Genomic DNA, 23,863 nt, shown 5'->3' with positions numbered 1-23,863 from the left:
TGTCGGCGATGGTTGCAGCGCAGTTCAACGATCAGGCATTAGCCAGCGATGACAGCTCCTGCGACTGCGGGTGTAACGGCAACAACGGCGAATGCGGGTTGCTGGCAATCGATTGCCGCCAGACGTCCAGCCAGGCGGCACTCTGCTCGGCCCAGACACGCTCATGCAAGCGTGACAACGCTACCGGGTCACTGAGCAGTGCCAATCGGGTACTGCCGTCGAGTGCGCCAGGGCCAACCTCCAACGCCTTGGCGATACGCTCGGCACGCAGGGCCTCGATCGGTGCGGCAACACCATGACGCGCCGTCGCCAGGGCACAGGCCAGGGCATTCTGCTGTGGATCGACCACTGCCCGGACAAAACCGTCATTCAGTGCATGCCAACGGTTTTCATGGGTGTACTGATCAGTCGCCAGCAACTCATGCGGTGTCGCGTATTCCTCAGGGATCAGGAACAGGCGTTCATCCTTGGCGCGCAGGCCCAGGTTGACCCGGCTGGAGATCACCGAAACCGGAATCGACAGCATCAGCGAACCGACAATCGGTACCAGCCACCAGAGGAAGCTCGGGTTCAGCCATGCCACCAACAGTGCCCAGGCAACGCCCAGCAGGGTTTGCGGGCCATGCCGGCGAACAGCCTCGCTCCATGGCGTGGAGTCGTCGTCACGCTGTGGCGAGTTCCAGGTTGCCGCCCAGCCCAGGAACGCGGCCAGCACGAAACGGGTGTGGAAAATCATCCGCACAGGTGCCAGCAGCATGGAGAACAGCATCTCCAGCAGCATCGACAGCGTCACCTTGAAGCGACCGCCAAATTCCTTGGCGCCCTTGGCCCAGATCAGAATGATGCTGAGCAACTTGGGCAGGAACAACAGCACAATGGTCGTCGAAAACAGCGCAATGGCTTTTTCCGGGTGCCATTGAGGCCAGAGCGGGTAGAGCTGACGTGGCTCGAGGAAGTACTGCGGCTCCATCAAGGTGTTGGTTGCCAGCAGCGCCGTCGACAGCACCAGGAAGAAGAACCACAGCGGCGCCGACAGGTAGGACATCACACCTGTGAGGAACACCGCACGGTGTACCGGGTGCATGCCCTTGACCAGGAACAGACGGAAGTTCATCAGGTTGCCGTGGCACCAGCGCCGGTCGCGCTTGAGCTCGTCGAGCAGGTTAGGCGGCAGTTCTTCGTAGCTGCCCGGAAGATCGTAGGCAATCCACACGCCCCACCCCGCACGCCGCATCAGTGCGGCCTCGACGAAGTCGTGGGAGAGGATCGCACCGGCGAAGGCACCCTTACCCGGCAACGGCGCCAAGGCGCAGTGCTCGATGAATGGCTTCATCCGGATAATTGCGTTGTGCCCCCAGTAGTGCGACTCGCCGAGCTGCCAGAAGTGCAGTCCGGCAGTGAACAGCGGGCCATAGACGCGGGTGGCGAACTGCTGCATGCGTGCATACAGCGTGTCCATGCCCGAGGCTTTTGGCGCGGTCTGGATGATACCGGCGTCCGGATTGGCTTCCATCAACCGCACCAGGCTGGTCAGGCATTCGCCACTCATTACGCTGTCGGCGTCGAGTACCACCATGTAACGGTAGTCCCCACCCCAACGGCGGCAGAAGTCGTCCAGGTTGCCACTCTTGCGCTTCACACGGCGACGACGGCGGCGATAGAAGATCCGCCCAAAGCCTTTGGCCTCGCGGCAAACCTCCAGCCAGGCCTGTTGCTCGGCCACGGCAATATCGGTGTCGTTGGTGTCACTGAGCACAAAGAAATCGAAACGGTCGAGATCGCCCGTCGCAACCACCGACTCGAAGGTCGCCCGCAACCCTGCAAATACACGCGGGACATCTTCGTTACAGATCGGCATGACGATCGCAGTACGCGCCTGCGGCGCAATCGGCTCGTTGCCAGCGCTGCTGCCAGAGATACGGTACTTGTCGCGCCCGGTCAGCAGCTCAAGGAAGCCCATCAAGGCCGTCCAGAAACCCGCGGATACCCAGCAGAAGAGGATACCGAACAAGACCAGGATGCTGGTCTGCAATGCATACGGCCAGACCTGTTGGACGGTGGTCAGCAGCGGCTGGTTCAGGACCTCGTCGAGGTCGACGAATGACCAGCCCTGATAAGGCAAGATGCCTTTCATGTACCAACCGGCGACGATTGTCTGCCCCAGCATCAGCGTTAGCAGGATGTAGCGGCGCACCGAACCGACCCAGCGCCAGCGTGCAGCCGGTAGCTCGCGCTTTTCGGGCGCAGGGGCGTTTGTCCGGCCGGTCAAACGACGCCAGGCGCGAATCAGGATATTGGTCCGCCACGGCTCAGGAACCACCCGAGTGCGACGAATTGGCGGGGTAGCCTTCAGGCACAACCGACCGCTGGCATCGAGGCCGAGCATCTCGGCCTCCTCCAGTTCCTCAGCCGTACCCAAGGTAAGGCGACCTGCAACCGACGCCTGGGCGGCCTCGGCCTCCCCGGCAGACGGTTGTGCGGACAAGCGTTGATGCAGCTCGCTGAACGAGGTGCAGCTGGCCAGTTCGGCCCGCTGCTCGTCGCTCAGTGGCAGGTGTTCCAGGTATTCGCTCAGCGACCCTGGTTGTGCAGAGTGTTTACTCATCGGCAGGCAACTGATAACTCCAGGTCTCGGTCAGGACTTGTTCGGTCGTGGCCGGAGCCGTGGTGGTGGATGCCGCATCGGCGGCTGGCTGTGCGGCCGCTTTCTCGGCCTTGTCTTTGGCCTGCTTGGCAGCGGCTTTTTCCTGCTTGGTCGGCTTGGCCGGCTCAACAGGAACGTCACGTACCAGCGCAGCACGCATTTCAGTGGACTTGTTCGGGTCCTTGACCTTGAACCGCAAGGTCAGGCGCCAGCCCTGGATTTCCGGGTTGTAGCGCAGGCTGTTCTCGACCAGCTCACCGTTGTCGCCAAGGCTGACCTGGCTACGTACAGCGGTGTCTTCCGGCAACGCCTTGAGCACCGGGCCTTCAAAGTCGACCAGGAAGGCCACGCTACCGTCAGGCTGACGGATCAGGTTGGATTGCTTGACATCACCGGTCGAACGCAGGGTCTGCTTAACCCAACCCAGCTTCGGCGAATGCAGTTCGGACTCATCCATGGTCCAGTGCAGGCGGTACTCGAACTCGGCAGCAGTACCAGGCTCAGGCAGTTTTTCCGGGCTCCAGAACGCAACGATGTTGTCGTTGGTTTCATCGGCAGTTGGAATTTCCACCAGGTCGACCGTGCCCTTGCCCCAGTCGCCAACAGGCTCGATCCAGGCGCTTGGGCGCTTATGGTAGTTGTCATCCAGGTCTTCGAACTGGCTGAACTCGCGCTGACGCTGCAACAGGCCAAAACCACGTGGGTTTTCCACGCTGAAGTTGCTGACGGCCAAGTGTTTCGGGTTGTTCAGCGGGCGCCACAGCCATTCGCCGTTGCCGGCATGAATCGACAGGCCTTCAGAGTCGTGCAGGGCAGGACGGTAGTTGAGCACCTTCGATGGCTGGTTGCCACCGAACAGGAACATGCTGGTCAGCGGGGCAATGCCCAGGCGGCTGACACGGTCACGCAGGAACACCTTGGACTTGACGTCAACGATGGTGTCGCTACCCGGACGCAGGGTCAGACGGTAAGCACCGGTGGAACGTGGCGAGTCGAGCAACGCATAGATGACCAGTTGCTTGTCGGTCGCCTTTGGACGCTCGATCCAGAACTCAGTAAAGCGTGGGAACTCTTCGCCAGACGGCAGTGCCGTGTCGATAGCCAGACCACGGGCAGACAGGCCATAGGCTTGCCCCTTGCCGACCACGCGGAAATAGCTGGCGCCCAGCAAGGTCATGATTTCGTCTTGCTTGTCAGCCTTGTTGATCGGGTACAGCACGCGGAAGCCGGCGTAACCGAGCTTTTCAGTGGCCTTGCTGTCAAAACTCAGGTCACCGAAGTCAAAGCGGCTGGCGTCGTACTTGATTTCGTGGACTTTGCTGCCGACAACCTCGTTGATCGTCACAGGGGTGTCGAAGTGCATGCCCTGGTGATAGAAGGACAGCTTGAACGGCGTCTTGGCCTTGGCCCACTCGGCCTTGTCCTCGCGGAAGCGAATTTGCTGGTAGTCCGCGAATTTCATTTCGCGGAACACTGCTGGCAGGTTGCTCTTCGGCGCCTCGTACTTCTGCCCGGCAAGATCCTTCGCCTTGGCCGCTACATCGTCAAGGTTGAACGCCCAGAGCTGGCCTGCGCCGAGCAGGCAGACGAGCGCCGAGCCGGCTGCCAGAGCCTTGCGCAGCCGATTGCCAGGAGTTCTTGGTGCATTACAGGGACTTACAATCACGAGCAACCCTCGCCGAAAACAGATCAAAGAACCAACGGCCAGCCATCGTTTGCCGGGTTGGCGAGCACTGTTCGGACTCCGAAAGGGCGTAATGATTCCCTAAACGGCGTCAGACAGTTCTCAAGTTAAAGTAAAACAAATCGGCGAACGCCGATCTTGGTAGCGCGCGATTATCTAGCAGGCAGCGCTACAACGCATCAGGGCAACACAACTATTTCTGCTAGAACCCCCCTTTTTTCCTGCAAAAAAGGAGGTTTTCAGCCTTATATTTGTAACATAAATGTTACGGGGCCATCATTGACCAGATGTACCTGCATGTCGGCACCGAAACGCCCGCTTTCAACTGTACCGTGCAACGCCCTCGCCTGCCCCAACAAGTACTCGAAAAGCTCGGCACCCAGCGCCGGTGGTGCAGCGCTGGAGAAGCTCGGGCGCAATCCGCTCTGTGTATCAGCCGCCAGGGTGAACTGCGAGACCAGCAGCAAGCCGCCCTGAATGTCCTTGAGCGACAGGTTCATCTTGCCCTGCTCATCACTGAACACGCGGTAATTGAGCAGTTTGTGCAGCAGCTTGTCGGCATGGGCGCGGGTATCGCCCGGCTCGACTGCAACCAGCACCAGCAATCCCTGGTCGACCGCCCCGACAATCTCTGCGCCCACCTCAACGCGTGCGCTACGCACGCGCTGCAACAGGCCCTTCACGCTTCTTCCAGTGGCAAGTCCAGCAAACGCCGGGCCATTTGGTCGGCAGCACGCACCAGCGCATCGGTGATACCCGGCTCAGACGCCGCATGCCCTGCATCGCGAATCACCTTCAGCTCGCTGTTTGGCCAGGCCTGATGGAGCTCCCAAGCATTATCCAATGGGCAGATGACATCATAACGACCATGCACGATCACTGCAGGCAGGTGGGCGATCTTCGGCATGTCGCGAATCAGTTGGTCGGGCTCAAGGAATGCATTGTTCATGAAATAATGGCATTCGATCCGCGCAATAGACAACGCGCGCTGAGGCTCGGAGAAGCGGTCGACGACCAACGGGTTGGGCCGCAGGGTAGCGGTACGCCCTTCCCAGGTCGACCAGGCCTTGGCGGCATGCATCTGGGCAATTTGATCATTGCCGGTCAGGCGCTTGTGGAAAGCCTGGACCAGGTTGCCGCGTTCCTCGGCCGGAATCGGCGCGATGTAGTCCTGCCAGTAGTCAGGGAACAAGCGGCTGGCGCCACTCTGGTAGAACCACTCGATTTCCTGCGGGCGGCACAGAAAGATACCGCGCAGGATCAAACCCTGTACGCGTTCGGGGTGAGTCTGGGCATAGGCCAAGGCCAGGGTCGACCCCCAGGAGCCACCGAACACCACCCACTTGTCGATACCCAGGTGCTTGCGAATGCGCTCAAGGTCCTCGACCAAATGCCAGGTGGTGTTGTTCTCAAGGCTGGCATGCGGTGTCGAGCGCCCGCAGCCGCGCTGATCGAAGGTAATGATGCGGTACAGGTTCGGGTCGAAATAGCAGCGACTCTGTGCATCACACCCTGCTCCCGGCCCACCGTGGATAAACACCACCGGCAACCCCTCGGGCGAACCGCTCTCGTCAACATACAGCACATGCGGCGCCTCCACGGCCAGATCGTGTCGGGCGTAGGGTTTGATCTGCGGGTACAAGGTCTGCATTACGCACTCCGTGTGGGGGAATTATTCTGCCGTTGGGCATCATAAACCCGAATTGCGCTTTGAGCATGCCCCCCGCAACATCTGACACCGCATAAAACCGTTCACACTGCGTAGTGCGCCTTGCCCCAGGCCACTGCTGCGTTGAGCAGGCGTTCCAGCACCTGCTGGGTGGGTTGCGCCAGATCCTCGCGATAATGGAACGGCTCGACTTCCTCCATATAGGTAGTCTGCGCTAACTCCAGCTGTACCGCATGAATGTGCCTGGCCGGGTCACCATAGTGACGGGTGATATGCCCACCCTTGAAGCGCCCGTTCAGCACATGGCTGTAACCCTCGGCGCAAGCGCACACCGCTTGCAACTGCTCGGCGAGTTGCGGGTCGCAGCTGGCCCCATTGAACGTGCCCAGGTTGAAGTCCGGCAGCGTGCCGTCGAACAGGTGCGGGACGTGCGAGCGGATCGAGTGGGCATCCCACAGCAGCGCGTAGCCGAACTGCTCACGCAGACGCGCCAGTTCCTGGCGCAAGGTGTCGTGATACGGGCGCCAGATACGCTCAAGATAGTCAGCTCGCTCGCGGGCCGATGGCGTCAGCCCGTCCTTGAACAACGGCGTACCGTCAAACAGGGTGGCCGGGTACAGCCCGGTGGTGGCACCGGTATACAGCGGCTGGTCATCGTCTGGACGGTTGAGGTCGATGACAAACCGCGAATATTCGGCGGAAACAATGCTGGCGCCCATGCTCACCGCAAAGTCATACAACCGTGGAATGTGCCAATCGGTATCCGGCAGGCTGCGTGCCGGTTCGATCAGGCCGGCCTCGACTGCCGGTGTCAAACGCACGCCGGCATGGGGCATGCTGATCAATAGCGGCAAGGTGCCTTGGTGAAAGTTCAGAACCTTATCCATAAAGACGCTCTTCAAAAATGGGTTTCAAGGCCATGGCGAATGACCCGCTTGGGTAAGTCGCCGCCCAACCAATAGGACAGGTCGGCAGGACGCTCGATGTCCCAGGCAATGAAATCGGCGACCTTGCCCACTTCCAGCGACCCGTGACTGTCGCCCAGCCCAAGGGCGCGGGCAGCATGCAGGGTCACCCCGGCCAGGGCTTCTTCCGGCGTCATGCGGAACAGCGTACAGGCCATGTTCATCATTAGACGCAACGACAGCCCTGGCGAGGTCCCGGGGTTGAGGTCGGTGGCGATGGCGATCTTCACACCGTGCTTGCGCAAAGCGTCCATCGGCGGCAGCTGGGTTTCACGCAGGAAGTAGAAAGCGCCGGGCAACAGCACCGCAACGGTGCCGGCTGCCGCCATGGCGATGGCGTCCTCCTCGGTCATGAACTCCAGGTGATCCGCCGACAATGCCTGATAGCGCGCCGCCAAGCTGGAGCCGTGCAGCGACGACAGTTGTTCGGCATGCAATTTGACCGGCAGGCCCAATTCACGGGCTTTTATAAACACCCGCTCGACCTGGGCCGGGGAAAACGCCAGGTATTCACAGAACGCATCCACGGCGTCGACCAGCCCCTCAGCGGCCAGAGCCGGGAGCATTTCAGTGCAGATGTGTTCAATGTAGTCGTCTGCCCGACCGGCGAACTCCGGCGGCATGGCGTGCGCCGCCAGGCAGGTACCGCGCACCGTCACCGGCAACTCAGCGCCCAGCCGACGAATGACCCGGAGCAACTTGCGCTCACTGGCTAGGTCCAGGCCATACCCGGACTTGATTTCGACGGTGGTCACGCCATCGCGCAACAAGGCCTGCAGGCGTTGCCGAGCGCTGGCGTACAACTGTTCTTCCGTAGCGGCGCGCGTAGCGCGCACGGTGCTGGCGATACCACCACCCTGGGCGGCGATATCGGCATAGCTGACACCTTGCAAGCGTTGCTCGAACTCGCCACTGCGGTTACCGCCGAACACGGTATGGGTGTGGCAGTCGATCAGGCCCGGGGTTACCCAGGCACCGTTAAGCTCGACCACCCTGGCATCTGCCGTGACCGGCAGGGACTGGCGCGGGCCGATCCATTCGATCCGCTCGCCGGACGTCAAAATCGCCGCATCCTCGATGATCGAGTAAACACCTTGCGCCATGCTTGCCACATGGCAGTGCTGCCAGAGGGTTTTCATGCACCGTCTCCGTGACTATCGTTGAGTGTTGGACAATACCTGAGCAGGCGCCACAGCCACGCGCGGCTTGCACCAGAGCAGGTAAGAGGCAACCAGGAACACCACCCAGACCACGCCGACGAGCAGCGCTGCCTGTGTATCCGGGAAATAACCCAGCACACCGAAGATGAACACCATGAAGGCGATCGCTGCCGCTGGACCATAGGGCCAGAACGGTACCGGGAACTTCAGTTGTGCGGCTTCTTCACGGCTCATGCTGCGACGCATGGCGACCTGGGTCACCAGGATCATCAGCCAGACCCATACCGTGGCGAACGTGGCAATGGAGGCGATCAGCAGGAAGACGTTTTCCGGGATCAGGTAGTTCAGCACGACGCCGCTCAGCAGTGCCACACCCATGACCAGTACGGTCATCCATGGCACACCTTGACGGGAAACCTTGGCGAACCCCTTCGGTGCCTGACCTTGCTGAGCCAAGCCGTACATCATGCGCCCAGCGGCAAAAATATCGCTGTTGATCGCCGATACCGCCGCCGAGATCACCACAATATTCAGTACAGCTGCAGCCGAACCGATCCCCAGATTGCTGAAAATCTGTACGAACGGGCTACCTTGGGTACCGATCTGCGGCCACGGGTAGAGGCACATCAGGACGAACAGGGTCAGCACATAGAACAGCAGTATCCGCAGCGGAACAGCATTGATCGCCTTGGGCAGCACGCGCTGAGGGTCTTTCGCTTCACCGGCAGTGATACCGATGATCTCGATACCGCCAAAGGCAAACATCACCACAGCAAACGAGGCGATCAGGCCGCTCACGCCATTGGGCATGAAGCCGCCGTGGGCCGTCAGGTTGGCGATACCACTGACCGTGTCGCCATTGGCGCTGCCCAGCCCGAAGAGCATGATGCCGAAGCCGGCCAGGATCATCGCGACGATGGCAACGACCTTGAGCAGCGACAGCCAGAACTCCATCTCGCCGTAGACCTTGACGTTGCACAGGTTCAGCCCGCCGATCAGGAAGACAATACCCAGCACCCAGATCCAGCGCGCGACTTCGGGGAACCAGAAGCCCATGTATATGCCGAAGGCCGTCACGTCGGCCAAACAGACAATGACCATTTCAAATGCGTAGGTCCAGCCGAGCACAAACCCGGCCATCGGCCCCAGATAGGTGGAGGCATATTGACCGAACGAGCCCGAAACCGGGTTGTGTACGGCCATTTCCCCCAGGGCGCGCATGACCATGAAGACGGCAGCACCGCCGATCAGGTAGGCCAGCAGCACTGCCGGGCCCGCCATCTGGATCGCCGAAGCAGAGCCGTAGAACAGGCCCGTACCAATGGCCGAGCCCAGGGCCATGAAACGAATATGGCGAGCCGTTAGCCCGCGTTTGAGTCCTTGCGATTGAGATTGCATTTCGCGGTCCTGATTATTTTTGTAGGCGAAAAGCGGTACGAGCCCTTTCGGGCCCGTACGGCAAAGGCGATATCAGCCCAACGGATCAGAGGCTCGGCAGAACGCCAGCCGGCAGCAGACCGTTCAAGTGCCCTTCAGCCAGCAAGGCGCTGGCTGCCTCGATGTCCGGCGCGAAGAACCGGTCCTTTTCGTAATAAGCGACCTTGCTGCGCAGCAGTTGACGAGCCGTTTCCAGCTTCGGCGAGGTCTTCAGCCCTTCACGCAGGTCCAGGCCCTGGCAGGCGGCCAGCCATTCCACGGCGAGGATGCCGCGAACGTTGTCAGCCATTTCCCAGAGGCGCTTGCCAGCAGCCGGCGCCATCGACACGTGGTCTTCCTGGTTGGCCGAGGTCGGCAGGCTGTCGACACTGTGCGGGTGGGCCAGGGCCTTGTTCTCGCTGGCCAGCGCTGCTGCCGTGACCTGCGCGATCATGAAGCCGGAGTTGACCCCACCATTGGCCACCAGGAACGGTGGCAGCTGCGACATGTGCTTGTCCATCATCAGCGAGATACGGCGCTCGCTCAGCGAGCCGATCTCGGCAATGGCCAAGGCCATGTTGTCGGCAGCCATGGCCACCGGTTCGGCGTGGAAGTTGCCGCCGGAAATCACGTCGCCCTCTTTGGCGAATACCAGTGGGTTGTCCGATACGGCGTTGGCTTCGATGACCAGTACTTCGGCCGCCTGACGGAACTGGGTCAGGCAAGCCCCCATGACCTGAGGCTGGCAACGCAGCGAGTATGGGTCCTGGACCTTGCCGCAATGCTCATGGGACGCCGAGACTTCACTGCCGTCACCCAACAGGTCACGGTAGCAGGCTGCTGCGTCGATTTGACCGCGCTGACCACGAGCGGCGTGAATCCGCGGGTCGAAAGGTGAACGCGAACCGAGCACGGCTTCAACGGTCAGGCCACCACAGGCCATGGCCGCTGCGAACAGGTCTTCACCCTGGAACAGGCCACGCAGCGCATAGGCCGTGGACGCCTGGGTACCGTTGAGCAGGGCCAGGCCCTCCTTGGCAGCCAGGGTCAGCGGCTCAAGCCCGGCTACTGCCAGTGCTTCGGTCGCCGACAGCCACTGGCCTTTATGACGAGCCTTGCCCTCGCCCAGCAGAACCAGCGACATATGCGCCAGCGGCGCCAGGTCACCGGATGCCCCCACCGAACCCTTGAGCGGGATGTGCGGGTAAACCTCCGCGTTGATCAGCGCGATCAGCGCATTGATAACCTTGCGGCGGATGCCCGAGAAACCACGGCTCAGGCTGTTGACCTTGAGCACCATGATCAGGCGCACCAGCTCATCGCAGATCGGCTCGCCGACACCTGCGGCGTGAGACAGCACCAGCGAGCGCTGCAGGTTTTCCAGGTCATGGCTGGCGATACGGGTCGACGCCAACAGGCCAAAACCCGTGTTGATGCCGTAGGCGGTACGGTTTTCCGCAAGAATCTGCTCGACGCAGGCAACGCTGTCGTCGATCTGCTGGTCGGCGCTGGCATCCAGCTTCAGTTTCAGCGGGTTCTTGTAGATGGCACGCAGCTGAGCCAAGGTCAGGGTGCCAGGCTTCAGGGTCAATTCAGTCACGTTGTTGCTCCGCTACAGAGAGGCGATTACGCCTGTCGTTAATTCAGTATCAACCATTGCGCGCCAATCAGCGCGTAATCATCGGCAGGTTCAGGCCTTGTTCCTTGGCGCAATCGATGGCGATCTGATAACCGGCATCGGCATGGCGCATCACGCCAGTGGCCGGGTCGTTGGTCAGAACGCGAGCGATTCGCTCGGCGGCCTCGTCGGTACCGTCACAGACGATGACCATGCCGGAGTGCTGCGAGAAGCCCATGCCGACACCGCCGCCGTGGTGCAGCGAGACCCAGGTCGCGCCACTGGCGGTGTTGAGCAGTGCGTTGAGCAATGGCCAGTCGGACACAGCGTCGGAGCCATCCATCATCGATTCGGTTTCGCGGTTCGGGCTCGACACCGAGCCGGAGTCCAGGTGGTCACGACCAATCACGATCGGTGCCGACAACTCGCCGCGGCGAACCATCTCGTTGAAGGCCAGACCCAGCTTGGCGCGCTGCCCCAGACCAACCCAGCAGATACGTGCTGGCAGGCCCTGGAAGCTGATGCGCTCACGGGCCATTTCCAGCCAGTTATGCAGATGCGCATCGTCCGGGATCAGTTCCTTGACCTTGGCGTCGGTCTTGTAGATGTCTTCGGCGTTACCCGACAGGGCCGCCCAGCGGAACGGGCCGATACCACGGCAGAACAACGGGCGAATATAGGCCGGTACGAAGCCTGGGAAGTCGAATGCGTTTTCTACGCCTTCTTCCTTGGCCATCTGACGGATGTTGTTGCCGTAGTCGAAGGTCGGAATGCCCTGCTTCTGGAAATCGAGCATGGCCTGCACGTGTACGGCCATCGACTGCTTGGCCGCCTTGACCACGGCAGCCGGCTCGGTTTGTGCGCGGTCACGGTACTGCTCCCAGGTCCAGCCTGCTGGCAGGTAGCCGTTGAGCGGGTCATGGGCGCTGGTCTGGTCGGTGACCATGTCTGGACGCACACCGCGCTTGACCAGTTCAGGCAGGATTTCAGCCGCGTTACCGTGCAGGGCAATGGAGATGGCTTTGCCTTCAGCGGTGTACTTGGCAATGCGCGCCAAGGCGTCGTCCAGGTCGTTGGCCTGTTCGTCGACATAGCGGGTGCTCAGGCGGAAGTCGATGCGGCTCTGCTGGCATTCGATGTTCAGCGAGCAGGCACCGGCCAGGGTTGCGGCCAGCGGCTGCGCGCCACCCATGCCACCCAGGCCGGCGGTCAGTACCCACTTGCCCTTGAGGCTGCCGTTGTAGTGCTGGCGGCCGGCCTCGACGAAGGTTTCATAGGTGCCTTGAACGATGCCCTGGCTACCGATGTAGATCCAGCTGCCAGCCGTCATCTGGCCGTACATGGCCAGGCCCTTGGCATCCAGTTCGTTGAAGTGCTCCCACGTGGCCCAGTGCGGTACCAGGTTGGAGTTGGCGATCAACACGCGTGGGGCGTTGGCGTGGGTCTTGAACACGCCGACCGGCTTGCCGGACTGCACCAGCAGGGTTTCGTCGTCGTTCAGGTTGGTCAGGCTCTCGACGATCTTGTCGTAGCACTCCCAGTTACGCGCCGCACGGCCAATGCCGCCGTACACCACCAGCTCTTTCGGGTTTTCCGCGACTTCAGGGTCGAGGTTGTTCATCAGCATGCGCAGCGGCGCTTCGGTCAGCCAGCTTTTGGCGGTCAGCGTAGTGCCGCGCGGTGCGCGAATTTCGACGTCACGGAATTTGTTCATATTCTTGTCAGTCACGGTAACGGCTCCTCAAGCGATCGATCCCGCCCAACCCAGGCTGTGGGCGAGCGTGCCAGTGGTGGCAGGCAAATTCGGGATGGCAGCAGGGCTGCCATGCACACTCATACAAACACATATTTACTTGTATGTACAAGCATAGGCAATTGAAGTGCCAACTTCTCCGACGAACTGCCACAGAGGCACGCCAAGGCCAACGCAGCGCAAGAAATCCGGGGTTCTGGCAGCAAAAGAAAACGTATGGGAGGGGGACAAGGGTGCAGAACAACGCCGTCAGACAAGGTGGCGTTGCACCACCTTGGGTCAATCAGTAACACACCCGCGCGCAACTCATCAGTAACCGCGGTAACAATCTCAGCAGTGGCTCAGCTCGATCAGGCAGCAGTGACCACTCAGCTCAAGCGCCTGCAACCCCGCGTTTCCTTCGACCTGCAGGCAGTCGTGGCGTGACAGCGTCTGCACCGCATGCCCGCCCAGCGCGGCGCGAACCTGCTCGCCAGCAGCGAAGACCAACAGCGTCTGCGCCGAACTGAAGAGACGACTCTCACCCTCAAGCCATTGCAGGCGAGCGCGGTAACGCTGCGGCGCATAGATCAGGTTGAAATCGCGGATCGGCCCACCCAACAAGCGGCAGCTCACCTGACTTTCACCCGAGAACATGAAGGCATCGAAGGGCAGCAGTGCACGACTTGCCTCGCCATCGACTTGCAGCACCATGCCATCACCTTGCAGCACGGTGATGATCCGCTGGTATCCGGCAAAGCTGGAGAAGCCACCCGACTCGGCAATATCGGCAATCGACAGGCGCCAGCCAAAGCCCTCAAGCCCCTCTCCGGCGTCACGGGCGATTTCTTCGGTGCTGCCACCACCATTCTTCCAGGGCATGCGGGGGTAATTGACCGCGCGAAGTACCTGCATCTGACTCATTTACTGAAACGTCCTTCCAAACGATGACGGGAACCAGGGTGAATCAAACGTGCCGCCGTCACCGGCTGACGGCCGGACCACGTGCGACGTCGAATCAGCAGGCACGGCTCGCCCTGCTCGATCTGCAGCAGGCGACATTCCTCCGGCTCAGCCAGAATCGCCTCGACCACATGCTCGCCCTCGGTCAGGGGTGCCACCTGGGACAGGTAGGCATAAGGGGTCTGCACGGTGAAATCCTGCTTGAGGTAGTCCGGTGCAACCTGGGCATTGACGAAGCGGTCTTCGATTTGCACCGGAATGTCGTTCTCGTAATGCACGATCAATGAATGGAACACCCGCTGACCTTCGCGCATATCCAGTGCCAGCGCCCGCTCGGAGCCGGCGGCCTCTTCAGCCAGGGTCACCACCTTGCAGGTGTGTTTGTGCCCCCGCGCGGCGATCTCGTCTGCAATGTTATTGACGTCGAACAATGCGGAACGGGTCTTGGGCTCGGCAACAAAGGTCCCGACGCCCTGCATGCGCACCAACAGCCCCTCGGCTGTCAGCTCGCGCAGTGCGCGGTTGATGGTCATGCGACTGAAGCCCAGCTCACTAACCAGTTCGCTTTCCGACGGCACACGGTGGTGCGGCGGCCAGCTACCGTTCTTGATTTGCTGGGCAATCATTTGCTTGACCCGGGCATACAGCGGCGCCGGCCCCTCGCCCATCTGGGCAACCAGCGCGGAGACAGGTGGTGTCGGCACGTCGAGATCCTTGTTCAAAATGAGTACTCCATAGATTGCCGGAGTTTACCCAGCAGGCAAACGTCTGTATATGTATATACAAATAAACAAAACGAGGTGCCGTGTCGATGTCCGTCTTCTTTGCCGAACGTGCTTTGCTGCCTACCGGCTGGGCCAACAATGTCCGCATCGAGGTCGGTACCGACGGCCGAATCGGCCGCGTCCATACCGATTCCTCGGCCGAGGGCGCCGAACGCTTGGCAGGCCCACTGCTGCCGGGTATGCCAAACCTGCACTCACATGCCTTCCAGCGCGCCATGGCCGGCCTGGCTGAAGTGGTTGGCAACCCCAATGACAGCTTCTGGACCTGGCGCGAACTGATGTACCGCATGGTCGGCCAGATCAGCCCGGAACAACTGGAAGTGATTGCACGCCAGTTGTACATCGAGATGCTCAAGGCCGGATACACCTCGGTCGCCGAGTTCCACTACGTGCACCACGATGCTGATGGCAATCCCTATGCCGACCCGACTGAACTGTCCCAGCGTATCAGCCAGGCTGCCAGCCACAGCGGCATCGGCCTGACCCTGCTCCCCGTGCTCTACAGCCATTCAGGTTTCGGTGGCCAAGCGCCCACCGATGGGCAGCGCCGCTTTATCAACAACACCGAGCAGTATCTGCGACTACACGAGCGCCTGGCACCGCTGCTGGCGCAGCAACCCGCGCAACATTTGGGGCTGTGCTTCCACTCGCTGCGCGCCGTCACCCCGCAACAGATCGCTCAGGTCATGGCCGCCAGCGACCCACACGGCCCTGTGCACATACACATTGCCGAGCAACAGAAAGAAGTCGACGACTGCCTGGCCTGGAGCGGCCGACGCCCACTGCAATGGTTGTACGAGAACACCGAGGTTGATCAGCGCTGGTGCCTGGTCCATGCCACCCACGCCGAAGCCGACGAAGTCGCGCTGATGGCGGCCAGCGGCGCGGTAGCTGGATTGTGCCTGACCACCGAAGCCAATCTGGGCGACGGCATCTTCCCTGCAGTCGACTACCTGGCCCGTGGCGGTCGCCTGGGTATTGGCTCGGACAGCCATGTTTCGCTCAGCGTGGTGGAAGAACTGCGCTGGCTCGAATACGGCCAACGCCTGCGCGACCAGCGACGCAACCGGCTTTACCGCGCGGAGCAGCCGATGGTCGGGCGCACGCTGTTCGATGCAGCCCTCAGTGGCGGAGCACAAGCGCTGGGGCAACCGGTGGGCTCGCTGGCAGAAGGTCACCGCGCCGACTGGCTGGTGCTCGACGGCAACGACCCCTACCTGGCAACGGCCAAGGGCGACGGCATCCTCAATCGCTGGCTGTTTGCCGGAGGCGATCGTCAGGTCCGCGATGTGATGGTCAACGGCAAATGGGTGGTACGCCAAGGCCATCATGCCGCCGAAGAACAGACCGCCCAGGCCTTTACCCGTGTGCTGAGAGAACTGTTGGGCTGAGGCTGGAGTTGAGGGGCCAGCCAGGCAAGCAATCACGGCTGCCTGGCAATATCCCGATCAGACACCCGCCAAATCAAGCGCGTCGTGTCGTACCCCTGCTGGCGTGCCTTGGCCAGTAGGCTTTCGCGCTCATAGGCCGGCACCGTCGGCTTGCGCGAGAGCAGCCAGAGGTAACGCCGGTTCGGGTTGCCAACCAGTGCGGTCTGGTAGTCATCGTCGAGGTACAGCACCCAATAGTCGCCCTTGGCGACGCCCGGCAGCAGTCTCGAGAACCAGTTATCAAACTCGACCCAGAGCTTGTCGGTCTTGCCTGGCACCTGTGGCGTGGCGGTACCGCTTGCCTCCTGCCATTCCCCTTCTAGCGTGCGACAGCGATTGAGAACGCCGACATTGCCATCTGGCTTGAGGCTGTAATGCGCTTCAGATTGCGCACAATCACGCTGGAAGAACATGGGCAAACGCGCCAGTTCATACCACGTGCCCTGGTAGCGCTTGAGGTCGACACGCTCGACTGTCTTGGGCGGCAGTGGCCCGCTATCAGAGTGCGCGCAACCGCCAAGAAGCAAAGCCGCGCTCAATCCCAGCAGGTGAGAGAGTCGTTTCATTTGAGCCCCTGTCCTGAGTACATCAACACGTTGTCACCCGCAAACTGGATACTGATGAAGGTGTCTTTGTCACCCCAGGTGCAGCTGGAGATGCCCAACGCACCTGAGCAATCAGTTGGCTTGCCGAGCAGCTTTTCAACGTCGACCTTTGCCATGCCCGCCTTGAGCCGTGAGTAGTTTTCCTGATTGATTTTGTTGCACGCAGTCAGAAACACGCACAAGGACAACAGAGCGAGGGAACGCAACGACATGAAAGGTCACTCCTGAACATGAGGGGGCTGGGCGGATAGCCTGCCATCAGCTTAGAAGGGGAAAAGCCCCTGTGGTTCCCCGCAGTAGAACATTGATCGATGACGTTGGTCGGCTCAGGTGAAATGAGCATTAATCTTTTTTGCCGCTTGGACGACACCTAGAGTGCGCTGCGACCTTTTGCCGCGCCCTCACCATTGATTCGCCTTGCGTAAAAAGACCTCGTAATGACCAAAAACCTGAAGTTCAGCCACAAGATCCTTCTCGCTGCCGCCCTTGTGGTCGTCGTCGCCTTCTCCGGCTTCATCCTGTTCAACGATTACCGGCAACGCGAGGCCCTGCGCGACAGCACCGAAGCATCGATGCAGGAACTGGGCAGCCTGACCACCAGCAACATCCAGAACTGGCTAGGCAGCCGTATTCAGATCCTGAATTCTCTGGCTCAGCAAATTGCCGTGGACGGCACCCAAAAAGACAGCCTGACGCGCAGCATTGAGCTGCCGGTCTATGGCGATAACTTCTTGATGACCTACTTCGGCGGCGAGGATGGCAGCATGTTGTCAGTGCCTGCCGGAAACCGTGCTGCCGACTATGACCCACGCGCCCGTGGCTGGTACAAGGCTGCCAGCAACGCCAACAGCACCATTATCACCGAGCCCTATGTATCGGCCTCCATGGGCAAGCTGGTCATTACCATTGCGACCCCGGTGCAGCATGATGGCCGGCGGGTTGGGGTGACGGGTGCCGATACAGGCCTGGACACCATCAGCTCGATCATCAACGCCTTGAACTTCGATGGGCATGGCCGCGCGTTCATCGTCGGCAGCGACGGCAAGATCCTGATCCACCCGGACAGCTCGTTGAACCTGAAGACACTGGCCGATGTGTACCCACAAGGTGCACCGACTATTGGCAGCGGGCTCAAGGAGGTTGAAGTCAATGGGCACAAGAAGTTCATCAGTTTCACACAGGTCAGCGGCATTCCGTCGGTCAACTGGTACGTCGCACTGGAACTGGACCAAGAGGCGGCCTTTGCCATGCTCGGCGAGTTCCGCACCTCGGCGATGATTGCCATGGCGATTGCCGTGCTGATCATCATCGGCCTGCTCGGCATGCTGATTCGCGTGCTGATGGAGCCGTTGCATGTGATGGGCCGTGCGATGCACGACATTGCCGAAGGTGAAGGCGACCTGACCAAGCGGCTGCGCATCCATGCTCAGGACGAATTCGGTGCATTGGGGCAGTCGTTCAATCGCTTTGTCGAACGTATCCACGAGTCGATCCGCGAAGTGTCCTCGGCTACCGGTCAGGTCAATGAAGTAGCCACCCGCGTGGTCAGCGCCTCGAACGCCTCGATTCAGAATGCCGACCAGCAGGCCAGCCGGACCAACAGTGTTGCTGCGGCCATCAACCAGCTCGGCGCCGCCGCACAGGAGATCGCGCAAAACGCCGCGCTAGCGTCGCAACACTCCAGCGAAGCGCGCAACCTGGCCGAAGACGGTCAGCAGGTGGTTGATCAAACCATTTCGGTGATGAATCAGCTGTCGACGAAGATCAGCGACTCCTGCGGCAATATCGAAACCCTGAACGCCAACACGGTGAACATCGGGCAAATCCTCGACGTCATCAGTGGCATTTCCCAGCAGACCAACCTGTTGGCGCTTAACGCTGCCATCGAAGCAGCGCGTGCCGGTGAAGCCGGGCGTGGTTTCGCGGTGGTGGCCGATGAAGTGCGTAACCTTGCCCATCGCACCCAGGACTCAGCGCAGCAGGTACAACGGATCATCGAAGAACTGCAGAGCGGGGCGCGGGATGCGGTCAACACCATGACCGAAAGCCAGAGCCAGAGTGAACGCAGTGTCGGTATCGCCAATCAGGCCGGTGAGCGCCTGGGCAGTGTGACCCAGCGGATCAGCGAGATCGATGGCATGAATCAATCGGTCGCTACGGCCACCGAGGAGCAGACCGCCGTGGTGGAGTCGATCAACGTCGACATCACCGAGATCAACACGCTGAATCAGGAAGGGGTGCAAAACCTGCAAACCACTCTGCAGGCGTGCAATGACCTGGAACACCAGGCCACACGCTTGAAACATCTGGTCGGCAGTTTCAGGATCTAAAGAGCGCTGCATCGCCGGCCAGGCCGGCGATGTGCCTTAGAACCGAGAGCCCGGCTCCAGCAGGAAGTCCATTTCCTCGTCGGTGCTGGGCCGACCGAGTACCAGGTTGCGGTGCGGGAAGCGCCCGAAACGGGTTATGACGCGCTGATGCTGCTCGGCATAATCGAGAAAACCCTCGAACAGGCGACGATCAGACTCAGGCTGGGCCGCCAGCAACAGCCGGTAACGCTCGACGCAGATATTCTGCCAGTCCAGCACTTCGGCATGTTCCAGTACCAGCAGGATGAACACCCGCTGGATCGGCAACAGCTGATAATCCCAGGCCTTGTCCAGGCCCTGCATCACCAGCACCTGTGCGCGCCGGTCGCCATCGAAGGCTCGCGGCGTATCGCGATAGATCATCCGCGGCAGTTGATCCAGCAACAACACAAGGCCCAACCAGCCCTGAGGGCTTTGCAACCACTCATCCAGGCCGCCAGCCAGTGCCTGCTCGACCAGATCACCGAAGCGCTCATGCGCCTCGGCATCGTGGTGCTTGCCGAACCACAAGGTGCTCTTCTCGTCAGCCACGTCTTGAGGACTGGTGCCCCAACCGAACCACCACTCCAGTAACGGCTGCCAAGGTGCGAGCATGGAATTACTCCTTGTGGTAGCCGGTCACGCGCTCGACTTCCTGCTTGGAGCCGAGGAACACTGCAACGCGCTGGTGCAGGCTGTCTGGCTGAATGTCGAGGATACGCTGATGACCGTCAGTGGCAGCACCACCGGCCTGCTCGATGATGAACGACATCGGGTTGGCTTCGTACATCAGGCGCAGCTTGCCCGGCTTGGAAGGCTCGCGGGAGTCACGTGGGTACATGAACAGGCCGCCACGGGTCAGGATGCGGTGCACATCGGCAACCATCGACGCGATCCAGCGCATGTTGTAGTTCTTTTTCAGCGGGCCGGTTTCGCCTTCCAGCAACTCGCCGACATAGCGCTGTACCGGGGCTTCCCAGTGACGCTGGTTGGACATGTTGATGGCGAACTCGGCGGTGCTTTCCGGCACGCTGATGTTCTCGTTAGTCAGGACGAAGCTGCCCAGCTCGCGATCCAGGGTGAAGCCTTTGACGCCATCACCCAGGGTCAGGATCAGCATGGTCTGCGGGCCATAGATCGCGTAACCGGCAGCAACCTGCTTGGTGCCTGGCTGCAGGAAGGCTTTCTCGTTCAGGCTTTCGTTCTGGCTCAGGTACTCATTCGGGCAACGCAGTACCGAAAAGATGGTGCCGACCGACACGTTGACGTCAATGTTCGAAGAGCCGTCCAACGGGTCGAACACCAGCAGGTAGGCACCCTTCGGGTATTTGCCCGGGATCTGGTAGGCGTTGTCCATTTCCTCGGACGCCATGCCGGCCAGGTGGCCGCCCCACTCGTTGGCCTCAAGCAGGATATCGTTGGAAATCACGTCCAGTTTCTTCTGGACTTCGCCTTGCACGTTTTCAGTGCCCATGCTGCCGAGGACGCCGCCCAGGGCGCCTTTGGAGACGTGGTGGCTGATCTCCTTGCACGCACGCGCCACCACTTCGATCAGGAAGCGCAGATCGGCAGGGGTACTGTTGCTGCGGGTCTGCTCAATCAAATAGCGACTCAGGGTAACGCGGGACATGTAAGGCTCCGAAGGAAGGGGGTAGTAAAAAACCCACGCAGTTTACAGGGAGAGTGAAGCGCTAGCGAGCAATAGGACGGGCTCGTCTGATCAGACGGCACATTGGCCCGAGAGTTCACCCCCTCGGGCCACATGCAGCCACTCACTCCAGCGCATGCCAGATCTCGGTGGCGTACTCGCGAATGGTCCGATCCGAAGAGAACCAGCCCATGCGCGCACTGTTGAGTACCGCCGAACGCCACCACAGCTCAGGTTCGCGCCACAACGCCTCTACGCGCCGCTGCGCCTCCCAGTAGGCGTCAAAATCAGCGCACACCAGGAAGCGGTCATAGGCCAGCAGCGAGTCGATCAACCCGACGTACCGCGATGGATCATCCGGCGAAAACACTCCGCCACGAATGGCATGAAGCACATCATTGAGGCGATGTGAGGCGGCTGCAGTGGCATGGGCGCTGAAATCGCCACTGCGCTTGCGTGCCTCGACCTGCTGGGCGGTGAGGCCAAAGATAAACATGTGCTCGGCACCGACCTGCTCGGACATCTCGACGTTGGCGCCATCCAGCGTGCCGATGGTCAAGGCGCCATTGAGGCCGAACTTCATATTGCTGGTGCCAGACGCCTCATAACCAGCAGTGGAGATCTGCTCGGACAAGTCTGCCGCCGGAATGATGCTCTCCGCCAGGCTGACGTTGTAGTTGGGCAGGAATACGACCTTGAGCTGGCCCCGCACCGTCGGATCGTTATTGACCACCTTGGCAATGTCGTTGGCCAGCTTGATGATCAGCTTGGCCTGGTGGTAGCTGGCTGCCGCCTTGCCCGCGAACAGTTTCACCCTTGGCACCCAGTTGGTCTCGGGCTCGGCACGGATCGCCTGATACAGCGCCACGGTATGCAACAGGTTGAGCAGTTGGCGCTTGTACTCGTGGATGCGCTTGACCTGCACATCGAACATCGCCTCAGGGCTGATGGTGATACCCAAGCGGTCCTGAATCATTTGCGCCAGTACCCGCTTGCTGTGCAGGCGCTGCTCGGCGAAACGCTTGCGGAAGCCGGCCTGTTCAGCGAAAGGCTCAAGCCCCCTCAAACGTGTCTCCGGATTGTCGAGCAAGTCGGCACCGAGTGCCTCCACCATCATGCCGGTCAAGCGTGGATTGGCCTGGTAGAGCCAGCGGCGAAAGGTGATGCCGTTGGTCTTGTTGTTGATCCGGTCGGGGTACAACTTGTGCAGTTCGGCAAACACCGTGCTGCGCATCAGCTTGGAATGCAGCGCCGAAACACCGTTGACGCTGTGTGACCCTAGAAACGCCAGATTACCCATGCGCACACGGCGCCCGTTGTCCTCTTCAATCAGCGAGACCGCCCGCAGTACATCGAAATCATGGATGCCCTTGGCCCGCAGGGCGTCGATATGGAAGGCATTGATCAGGTAAATGATCTGCATGTGCCGTGGCAGCATCCGCTCCATCAGGCCCACCGGCCAGGTTTCCAGCGCTTCGGGCAATAGCGTGTGATTGGTGTAGGCCAGGGTATCGACAGTCAACTGCCAGGCGGTATCCCAAGGCACTTCGTGTTGATCGACCAACAGCCGCATCAACTCAGCCACGGCAATCGAGGGGTGGGTATCGTTGAGCTGGATCGCCACCTGCTTGGGCAGGTTAAGGAAGTCATCATGCATGTTCAGGTGGCGGCGCAGCAGGTCCTGCAGCGAGGCCGAAACGAAGAAGTACTCCTGGCGCAACCGCAACTCCTGACCGGCTTCGGTGCTGTCGGCAGGGTACAACACCCGCGAAATGCTCTCGGCGCGCGCCACCTCAGCCACGGCACCCAAGTGGTCACCGGCATTGAAGCGCTCCAGGTGCAGTTCTTCCAGCGCCCGCGCCCGCCAGAGGCGCAACGTGTTCACACTGGCGCCACGCCAACCGACGACCGGCGTGTCGTACGCCACCGCGCGTACCGTCTCGGCCGGCCACCATACTTGCCGGGAAGATCCGTCAGCCTGCTTGACGGTCTCCACGCTGCCACCAAAACTGATGGGGTAAATGACTTCGGCCCGTTCAAATTCCCAGGGGTTACCGAAATCCAGCCAGTTTTCAGTCTGCTCCTGTTGCCAGCCATCGACGACCGCCTGACGGAACAGACCGTGCTCATAACGGATGCCGTAGCCGTGCGCCGCAATACCGAGCGTTGACATGCTTTCCATGAAACAGGCTGCCAAGCGCCCCAGGCCACCATTGCCAAGGGCAGCATCCGGTTCGAGCAGGCGAATACGCTCCAGGTCAACGTTCAACCCGGTCAAGGCTTCACGTGCAACGTCAAGCAAGCCCAGGTTGCTCAGGCTGTCATACAGCAGGCGACCGATCAGGAACTCCAGTGACAGGTAATAGACCCGTTTCTGGTTACTTCGGTAGATCTCCCGCGTATGGTCCATCCAGTGGTTGACCATATGATCACGGGCCGCCAGGGCAATGGCTTCAAACCAGTCATGGTCGAAAGCGTGCTCCGGGTCCTTGCCAACCGCATACGTCAGTTTGGCCAATACAGCGGCGCGGAAGGCCGCCACCTCTTCGTCACGAGCAAGCGTTTCCTGAGACATTCGTCGTCCTCAAGCAGGTTGACGTTCGGGTGCGATCTATCAGCCTAGACGCTCCAGCACAGACCGACAGCCCTGGTTCGTGGTTTTCTGCGTGACGCCAGAAACTTTCATCGAGAAAAACCGGCAAATGGTTGTTCATTCTTTCACCAACCCCGGTATCATCGCGCGCCCGTATGACCGCCGAAAGTCGAACCCGATGAAACCGACCCTGATCGCAGCAGCTGAACTAGACCGCCTGGATACCTGGCAAAAATATGCCAGCCACATGTGTGGAGGCTGCATGTCCAGTTGCTGCACCCTGCCAGTGGAAGTGCGCATCAAGGACTTGATCCGTATCGGGGTGGTCGACGAATTTGAAAAGGACGAGCCGCCGAAGAACGTTGCCAAGCGGCTGCAAAAGGAAGGGATTGTCGAGCGCTTCAATCAGAAGTCGGGCATCTTCACCCTGGCGCGGATGAGCAACGACGATTGCCTGTACCTGGACCGCAAGAGCCGCCTCTGCACCATCTACGACAAGCGCCCGGACACCTGCCGCAACCACCCGAAAATCGGCCCTCGGCCGGGCTATTGCGCCTACAAGCCAAAGCCTCCAGCGCGCTAAGCGCTACCAACGGGTAGTCG

At 60.7% G+C, this 23,863-nt stretch carries 19 protein-coding genes and 1 pseudogene; 4 read left to right on the top strand and 16 right to left on the bottom strand.

What is annotated here, in order from left to right; genetic code table 11:
- Positions 1-31 precede the first annotated feature (31 nt).
- The 11 genes from mdoH to hutC all read right to left on the bottom strand — a co-directional run bounded on the left by mdoH (position 32) and on the right by hutC (position 14,519).
- On the bottom strand, positions 32-2,605 hold the full coding sequence (gene mdoH / locus UIA24_RS04170) for a glucans biosynthesis glucosyltransferase MdoH (RefSeq protein WP_330522254.1): 2,574 nt from the start codon (positions 2,603-2,605) through the stop codon (positions 32-34).
- Entirely contained in the window at positions 2,598-4,310 is a 1,713-nt protein-coding gene (locus tag UIA24_RS04165; protein ID WP_330522253.1) for a glucan biosynthesis protein G, read from the bottom strand. The genes mdoH and UIA24_RS04165 overlap by 8 nt, the downstream gene beginning before the upstream one ends.
- Before the next feature lie 263 nt (positions 4,311-4,573).
- Entirely contained in the window at positions 4,574-5,011 is a 438-nt protein-coding gene (gene dtd / locus UIA24_RS04160) for a D-aminoacyl-tRNA deacylase (RefSeq protein WP_330522252.1), read from the bottom strand.
- Complete coding sequence (gene pip, locus UIA24_RS04155) at positions 5,008-5,979, bottom strand: prolyl aminopeptidase (protein ID WP_102052686.1); 972 nt, start codon at positions 5,977-5,979, stop codon at positions 5,008-5,010. Before pip ends, dtd begins: the two co-directional genes overlap by 4 nt.
- A gap of 101 nt (positions 5,980-6,080) precedes the next feature.
- A complete protein-coding gene (gene hutG, locus UIA24_RS04150; protein ID WP_330522251.1) occupies positions 6,081-6,884 on the bottom strand; it encodes an N-formylglutamate deformylase in 804 nt (267 codons plus the stop codon).
- A gap of 11 nt (positions 6,885-6,895) precedes the next feature.
- The gene (gene hutI / locus UIA24_RS04145; RefSeq protein WP_099773360.1) at positions 6,896-8,101 is read right to left on the bottom strand and encodes an imidazolonepropionase; all 1,206 of its coding nucleotides are present in this window, start codon (positions 8,099-8,101) and stop codon (positions 6,896-6,898) included.
- Positions 8,102-8,116: 15 nt separating this feature from the next.
- Positions 8,117-9,520 (bottom strand): amino acid permease, encoded by a 1,404-nt coding sequence (locus UIA24_RS04140; protein ID WP_330522250.1) that lies wholly within the window; start codon positions 9,518-9,520, stop codon positions 8,117-8,119.
- 85 nt (positions 9,521-9,605) lie between these two features.
- On the bottom strand, positions 9,606-11,138 hold the full coding sequence (gene hutH, locus UIA24_RS04135) for a histidine ammonia-lyase (RefSeq protein WP_330522249.1): 1,533 nt from the start codon (positions 11,136-11,138) through the stop codon (positions 9,606-9,608).
- A 67-nt stretch (positions 11,139-11,205) separates the two neighbouring features.
- Positions 11,206-12,870, bottom strand: coding sequence for a urocanate hydratase (hutU, locus tag UIA24_RS04130; protein WP_176717446.1), 1,665 nt, complete (start codon positions 12,868-12,870; stop codon positions 11,206-11,208).
- A gap of 369 nt (positions 12,871-13,239) precedes the next feature.
- Entirely contained in the window at positions 13,240-13,812 is a 573-nt protein-coding gene (locus UIA24_RS04125; protein ID WP_102052683.1) for a HutD/Ves family protein, read from the bottom strand.
- Positions 13,809-14,519: a histidine utilization repressor gene (gene hutC, locus UIA24_RS04120; protein ID WP_176717445.1), complete on the bottom strand. Its 711-nt coding sequence runs from the start codon at positions 14,517-14,519 to the stop codon at positions 13,809-13,811. Before hutC ends, UIA24_RS04125 begins: the two co-directional genes overlap by 4 nt.
- 143 nt (positions 14,520-14,662) lie before the next feature.
- On the opposite strand from hutC, the gene UIA24_RS04115 reads away from it, so the two are divergent.
- Positions 14,663-16,027 carry a formimidoylglutamate deiminase gene (locus tag UIA24_RS04115; protein ID WP_330522248.1) on the top strand — a complete coding sequence of 455 codons (1,365 nt, stop codon included), beginning with the start codon at positions 14,663-14,665 and terminating at the stop codon, positions 16,025-16,027.
- A gap of 32 nt (positions 16,028-16,059) precedes the next feature.
- Here UIA24_RS04115 and UIA24_RS04110 read toward each other — a convergent pair whose 3' ends face one another.
- Positions 16,060-16,632 (bottom strand): lipocalin family protein, encoded by a 573-nt coding sequence (locus UIA24_RS04110; protein ID WP_330522247.1) that lies wholly within the window; start codon positions 16,630-16,632, stop codon positions 16,060-16,062.
- Positions 16,629-16,883, bottom strand: coding sequence for a hypothetical protein (locus UIA24_RS04105; protein ID WP_065760637.1), 255 nt, complete (start codon positions 16,881-16,883; stop codon positions 16,629-16,631). Before UIA24_RS04105 ends, UIA24_RS04110 begins: the two co-directional genes overlap by 4 nt.
- 225 nt (positions 16,884-17,108) lie before the next feature.
- Between UIA24_RS04105 and UIA24_RS23185 the strand changes: the two are divergent.
- Both UIA24_RS23185 and UIA24_RS23180 read left to right on the top strand, forming a co-directional pair.
- Positions 17,109-18,146, top strand: a pseudogene (locus UIA24_RS23185) (cache domain-containing protein); the annotation flags it as partial.
- A 24-nt stretch (positions 18,147-18,170) separates the two neighbouring features.
- A complete protein-coding gene (locus UIA24_RS23180) occupies positions 18,171-19,001 on the top strand; it encodes a methyl-accepting chemotaxis protein (RefSeq protein ID WP_371918252.1) in 831 nt (276 codons plus the stop codon).
- Positions 19,002-19,037: 36 nt separating this feature from the next.
- Here the strand turns inward: UIA24_RS23180 and UIA24_RS04095 are convergent, their stop codons facing one another.
- From UIA24_RS04095 to UIA24_RS04085, 3 genes are all read right to left on the bottom strand, one after another.
- Positions 19,038-19,634: a DUF924 family protein gene (locus UIA24_RS04095; protein ID WP_065760635.1), complete on the bottom strand. Its 597-nt coding sequence runs from the start codon at positions 19,632-19,634 to the stop codon at positions 19,038-19,040.
- Positions 19,635-19,638: 4 nt separating this feature from the next.
- Positions 19,639-20,649, bottom strand: a complete 1,011-nt coding sequence (locus UIA24_RS04090) for a class 1 fructose-bisphosphatase (protein WP_065760634.1) — start codon at positions 20,647-20,649, stop codon at positions 19,639-19,641.
- Between the two features lie 142 nt (positions 20,650-20,791).
- Positions 20,792-23,242: a glycogen/starch/alpha-glucan phosphorylase gene (locus UIA24_RS04085; protein WP_102052679.1), complete on the bottom strand. Its 2,451-nt coding sequence runs from the start codon at positions 23,240-23,242 to the stop codon at positions 20,792-20,794.
- Between the two features lie 196 nt (positions 23,243-23,438).
- Between UIA24_RS04085 and UIA24_RS04080 the strand changes: the two genes are divergently transcribed.
- The gene (locus tag UIA24_RS04080) at positions 23,439-23,843 is read left to right on the top strand and encodes a YkgJ family cysteine cluster protein (RefSeq protein ID WP_065760654.1); all 405 of its coding nucleotides are present in this window, start codon (positions 23,439-23,441) and stop codon (positions 23,841-23,843) included.
- Positions 23,844-23,863: the final 20 nt, after the last annotated feature.

Source organism: Pseudomonas sp. AL 58 (genome assembly GCF_036348395.1).
Classification (GTDB): domain Bacteria; phylum Pseudomonadota; class Gammaproteobacteria; order Pseudomonadales; family Pseudomonadaceae; genus Aquipseudomonas; species Aquipseudomonas defluvii.
Note: the sequence above shows the minus strand (reverse complement) of the source record. Positions and strands in the feature narration are given on the sequence as shown.